The sequence below is a fragment of the Psychrobacter sp. PP-21 genome (assembly GCF_033790785.1).
In the GTDB taxonomy this organism is placed as follows: domain Bacteria; phylum Pseudomonadota; class Gammaproteobacteria; order Pseudomonadales; family Moraxellaceae; genus Psychrobacter.
The window spans coordinates 1-5689 of the sequence record NZ_JAMYEB010000035.1; the positions used below are offsets into that span (position 1 = coordinate 1).

General features: G+C 37.3%; 5 protein-coding genes. 2 read left to right on the forward strand and 3 right to left on the reverse strand.

Going from position 1 to position 5689, the window contains the following annotated elements; genetic code table 11:
* Positions 1 to 50: 50 nt before the first annotated feature.
* From NJD71_RS13225 to NJD71_RS13235, 3 genes are all read right to left on the reverse strand, one after another.
* The gene (locus NJD71_RS13225) at positions 51 to 635 is read right to left on the reverse strand and encodes a hypothetical protein (protein WP_057762758.1); all 585 of its coding nucleotides are present in this window, start codon (positions 633 to 635) and stop codon (positions 51 to 53) included.
* Positions 636 to 780: 145 nt separating this feature from the next.
* The gene (gene repM, locus NJD71_RS13230; RefSeq protein WP_057762756.1) at positions 781 to 1755 is read right to left on the reverse strand and encodes a replication initiation protein RepM; all 975 of its coding nucleotides are present in this window, start codon (positions 1753 to 1755) and stop codon (positions 781 to 783) included.
* A 305-nt stretch (positions 1756 to 2060) separates the two neighbouring features.
* Positions 2061 to 4259: a MobA/MobL family protein gene (locus NJD71_RS13235; RefSeq protein ID WP_057762765.1), complete on the reverse strand. Its 2199-nt coding sequence runs from the start codon at positions 4257 to 4259 to the stop codon at positions 2061 to 2063.
* 254 nt (positions 4260 to 4513) lie between these two features.
* Between NJD71_RS13235 and NJD71_RS13240 the strand changes: the two genes are divergently transcribed.
* Together NJD71_RS13240 and NJD71_RS13245 are read left to right on the forward strand one after the other, a co-directional pair.
* Positions 4514 to 4825 carry a mobilization protein MobS gene (locus NJD71_RS13240; protein WP_082624706.1) on the forward strand — a complete coding sequence of 104 codons (312 nt, stop codon included), beginning with the start codon at positions 4514 to 4516 and terminating at the stop codon, positions 4823 to 4825.
* A gap of 118 nt (positions 4826 to 4943) precedes the next feature.
* Positions 4944 to 5420, forward strand: a complete 477-nt coding sequence (locus NJD71_RS13245) for a hypothetical protein (RefSeq protein WP_057762762.1) — start codon at positions 4944 to 4946, stop codon at positions 5418 to 5420.
* Positions 5421 to 5689 lie beyond the last annotated feature (269 nt).

Sequence of the window (5689 nt, forward strand, 5' to 3'; positions counted from 1 at the left end):
GTACATGTAGTGAGCTTTTGGATCATTATTTTTATTTACCATATATGGGCTTAGCGTGAGAATACGACGTGCTTTCGTCCTTCCATCATTACTAATGAATAGACTAATAGATAAAAGTTTGACAGAAAACCTAAGAAAATATTTATTATAATGAAATATTCAGAACCCACTAGAAAGCTTCTCATGATTCTTGAGTTTCCCGCTGAGGTAAAGCCAAAGAACATAAACCAACCTATATTTATAAAAAGTAATATTAATGCAGTTATAAGAATAGTTCTTTTGGGATTTTCACCGACTGCATGATTTAACTTATCTGGGTTTTTTGCTGCTAGTTTAAATTCCCTGACAACTTTGTTTGAGACCCCTTTCATGAAATAAGTGAGAGTAATTATAAAAAATATTAATACAAAATATAGTAGAACTACATCGTTCAGTAACCTTATTCTACCCGAAGCTAATTCCATTGATTGTGCAAAGGGGGTAATACCTTGATAGTTTTTGAACTTGGAGCCTAGTATTAAAGAAGTGAAAAAAATTGCAAAAAACCCATGAAAATAAGCATAATTAAAGGGCGATAAATCGTTTAATAGATTAACCATAGTTTTATGAGAAATATAATGATGATCTTCTGTCATTTTTTATGTTCACCTTAATTTTTTTAGGCTATACCTCAAAGAAACTAGTTATTTCGCCCCTCAAACCTATTAATAGACCACTTAAAACAGACTGGCATAAAGGAACCACCTATATCAGTCTGTTTTAAGTGGTCGGTTTTTGTCGTTACCTTGAGAAGTCATAGTCTGCTTCATTTCCATCTAAATATTCGCGTATAGGGCGTTTCTTACTGAATCTAGAAGCGTCTTTTTTGATCTCACTAACTATGAAATCACTATACGCTGACCAGTTCTTACCAGCGTCACCTTTGGCCAGACTACTGTATGTGCTTATAAACTCTTTATGCCGACTGATACGCCACAACTGTTTATCTGATAGTCCGTCTATCGTAAACATATTGCCAGTATCAGCGTTGGGCTTTTTGTTTGTCTTGTTAGCTTTAGGCTTTTCATGCACAGTAAACGCAAAGCCTATGATTGTTCGACCTTGTTTTACATTACTATATTTAACTCTGATATTTGTTTTCTCATTTATCTCTTTAACTGCTAAATCAAGAACACGTTTTTTAAAATCTCCCATATTTTTATATTCATTGATACCAATTCCTAGCTGACCTCGCAATAGTGCGTAATCAAACACTTCTGATTTCTTCGCACTTAACCATTTTACTGTCAGCTCATACAAACGCACAGAGTAAACACTGTTAAGCGTGGCGATGAACTCTAGGTCATATTGTGTAAAGTGTGAACCTAAACGAGTAATCTCGTTAATAACGGCAACAGTAAAAATGATCTCAATGCGACCCTCACTTTTAACATACCTGACTTGTTGAACCCAGTTTGTCTCAACCTTACTACCAGTACCATCTGAAAACGTAAAATAGCGCGCTCTCAAGCCTTTCCCAGCCTGAGCTAATACCTTATAGGCAGTATCAATTTGTATATTAAAAACTTCAGCATATCTTTTCGCACTTATAGACAAAGGCTTATTGAACCCTAACCCTTGCTCTGTCTCTCTTGCATCAACAATAGCTAGCTGTATTAAACACATCTCAGTTAAAGATAGGTTTTGAAAAGCTGTGATAATTCGATTTGATTTAACAACTAAGTCTTGCCCACCATTTTTTTTCTTATTATTCATAAGCTTCCCTGCCTTTAATCATTTTTAGTTAAAAAGACTATTATATATAATGTCAATTAATAGTCAAATAATAATGTGTCAATTAATACGGCATAGACGTCCATTTATAACGGTATAAACGTCCATTTATAACGGTATAAACGTCCATTTATAACGGTATAAACGTCTATTAATGAGGTCTGAACCCCTTTATTTTCGGTAGATACAGCTTGCTTAAAAGCATTTAAAAGCATTTAAAAGCATTAAAAGCATTTTTAGTTGTGGATAAGTAATAAAAGAAAAAGAAAAAATAGAGGTATGTATAATTAGAAATTTGGTGATGGATTATCTCTACTATCATTTACATTACCTGTATCTATCCCTCTATCAATGACTTTTAAATCGTTATTAATGCTTCTTAAATCATCGCCAGATAACTTTTCAGCGTAATCAGTAGTAAATCTACCTAAACTGTCTCCAAGCTCTCTAACGTGCTTCTGGACGCTATCATTGCTCATTAAAGTATTCAGTCCTTTGTAAGCAACCTCGTATTGCTTAGCTGTCAGTCTAATAGTCTGATTGATATGTTGTTCTGCTAATGCTCTGCTTTCGTCTGTTTTTTCACTGTTATTTGCATATTTAGTCAGTGCAGCTAGATAAGGTTGAGCTGTTATTATTGTCGCAGTCACTCTGCTAGTATCATTCCTACCTAATCTTGTTTGATGCTGTTGTACCTGTTCAGCTCTTTGTCTGTCTAGCTTAGCGATAAAATCATAAAAGTCTGCTGTAACAGTTTGATGGTGAGATCTTTCTTTTTGGTTATCTACTAATATATTTATAGCAGCTAGGTTGTTTTGCATGACCTCAAGGCTAAGCATACCAACGACTAGCTCGTATTTTTCTAGATACTCTTTCTCAATTGTATGAATACCTAGAGAGTGAGCGAATTCATTAAGTATGGCAATTTGTCGATAATCGAACTTTTCTGGGTAATGTTCCGATTTTTCGTTACGTCCTTTACTTAACCTCTTACTGTCTTGATTGCGCATAAGCAGTCGGTAAGCTAGAACCTTTTTCTTGTCTAGCGTATCAGCTTGTATTCTTCTAGTATTTTGTTCTGCTTCAAGAGCTTGTCGAGCTGCGTCTCTAGTTTTTTGATCAATTTGTCTTTTTCGCTCATGAAAGGCTCTTTCGTATTCGTTGTCAAAGGGGCTTGGGGCTGGTTTTGCTCTTGCTGCAATGCTGTTGTTGACTCTCGCAGCTTCTGATTTGCTATTTTCAGCTCGTTGTTTCGTGTTGTCATTGATTTCTGATGTTCCACTAATTGCTGATACTGTGTTCTTAGATCTGACTGCGTTTTCATCAATTCTTTGAAGCGTTCTCTCGATAGCTTCAATTGCTCCATTAGTTGCCTTTGGTAGGTTTTTGCATCGTTCAGCTGCCCAATCATTTGCTGATTTTGCGTCTCTAACTCTGTCTGCATTTGCATCAACGACTCGTTGTGTTGTCTCAATGATTGATTCTGTGTCTCTAACTCTGTCAGTGCTTTCTCCAAGCCTTCGACTAACTCGGTCAATGATTGATTCTGTGTCTCTAACTCTGTCTGCGTTTGCATCAATGATTCGTTTTGTTCGATTAATTCGTTCACTGTTTTCTCTCTCAATTTTGTTAGACGCTTCTAGCACCAGGCTATTACGCTCCGCGATCATAGCGTTAATCTCACCACGGATCGTCACTGGTGCGATGCCAGTAAATTCCTGCTCATTATCTAAAGCTTCTTTTTTAGCCTTTTCGTATGCGTCACGCTCTAGCTTGGTCGCAACCGAACCCATTTTAAGCTGCGGCTCAATATCTTTGCCTTGGTCTGCATAGCTACGGCAATCTATTAAATCGTGCTTATGCTCAGCTAACTTCTCATTAGCAATCTGTTCCCACAGCTGACGAATTTCCCTAAGCTCATCATTGACTCGTTCTATCTCAAATCCAAGCTGACGACGCTTCGTATCGGACAACTCAATATCGGCTTTGTCAGTCAATACAATCTCGTTGTCATTACCTATTACGGCTTTACGAGTAGTAAACATGATATGAGCATGAAAGTTACGAGGGTCAGCACCGCGCTCAATCTCTCTTTGAGTTGGTTTGTGAATAGCACAGTCAGCAATCGTGTCGTAACGATCCGCTAGGGTCTGGGCGAACCTATGTGCTATGTCTTTGCGATCTTGTTCGCTTAACTCATGCGGTAAATTGACCAACCACTCTCTAGCCACTCGCGCATCTTTTCTTTTTTCGGCGCTCTCTGCTTTATTCCATAAATCGCTACGATCAATAGTAACGCCTGCATCAGCTAATGCTGACGGCAAAATAATATCGGCACTCATGACACCTGAGCGTTTAGAGTAATCATGCGTCTTACCGTAACGCTCATCCTTTAATTTTTCCCCTGCTCGATAACTAGCAGAAGCAACAGCACTTTGTCCGCTACCTCGTGATATTGATTTAGTCGATGCGAGAAAAATAGCCATTTTCAAACACTCATGCTTTTGCTTTTTAGCACTACGTCTTTTCGTTGTGGGGGGGTGTGGGGGCTTTGCCCCTGCCGACGTTTGACTTCACAAATGTACGACCGAAGGAAGTAAACATTTGTGAAGTCGAAAACTCGCACTTAGTCAGTGGGACTCAACCATCCGTCAATTAACTATATCATAATAGATTGTTAGAGTCTGGCGGAGTTGCTATAGTCGGGTAAATAGGTAATTTGATATTTTAGGAGGAAGGTATGAGCTTACTAGGTGGTAATGATTTAAAAGAACAGCAGAAGATTAATGATCTTGAGCTAAAGATAAATAGGGAGAGACAGAAGTTAGATAAGAAGCTGACACGACAAAAAATTCTACTGGGTGCCTTTTTGGTAGATGTTTTAGAGAATGATTCAGTAAATGGCTTAAAGGAATATACAGCTAACAATCTATTAGGTTTTTTGAACAGACAGACGGATAAGGATTTAATGGCAGATTTAGTAAAGGGGCTTGGTGGTAAGGTTAACATTGAAAATAACAATGAAACCAAAGCAGACTCTGAAACACTTTAACAATTTGAGAGCTTATATATGTCACAGCATTTAAGAGAAAAAGGATTCCAACAGACAGTTTCTATCGTAGTGGTTTCTTATACATGTCTCTTGATTACTTAACAGCAGGATGGAATATATGGCAATTAGAATAAAATTATATGCAGCTATAGTAGCCATTTTCTTCGTTAGCGGATGTCAACCCTCTGCTAACGAAGATCAAAATTTTTCTAATTACAATGAATCTCTATTAAATTCTAGTAAGCTCAGTGAGAGAAAATCTGAAAACATGGTTTATGTCACTGCTATTGAAACAGATTCTAGAGATGGAGATGCGGCAGCTTACAGGGGAACCCTTAATGTTATAAATGGCTGTTTATTTATGGGTGATATGTTAGTGGTAATAGTTAATCCGAACCTAGAATGGGAGCAGAATCCCTTCGTTATTTACAACAGAGTAAGTAATGAAAAATTTAAGATTGGAGATGTAGTCACTGTTGGAGGATCTTCTGCTGATTACTCACTGGTAAATGAAGAAAATTTAAAATGGAAATATCCACCAAACGCTAATTGTAAGTCTAAGAGAGTTTGGCTGGTTGGTAACATGGTTCATTGATATATTTTTTTAAGCATATTTATGGCGAACCAAGCAGGCTCCTTCCTTGGTTCGGTTCCCTAGTGAGGACTTGAATCCTAGGCTATAGGCTAGTGGTATCGGTATATTGAGTTATTTAGGTAATCTCGGTGTACTTCGTTGTGTACATGTAGTGAGCTTTTGGATCATTATTTTTATTTACCATATATGGGCTTAGCGTGAGAATACGACGTGCTTTCGTCCTTCCATCATTACTAATGAATAGACTAATAGATAAAAGTTTGACAGAA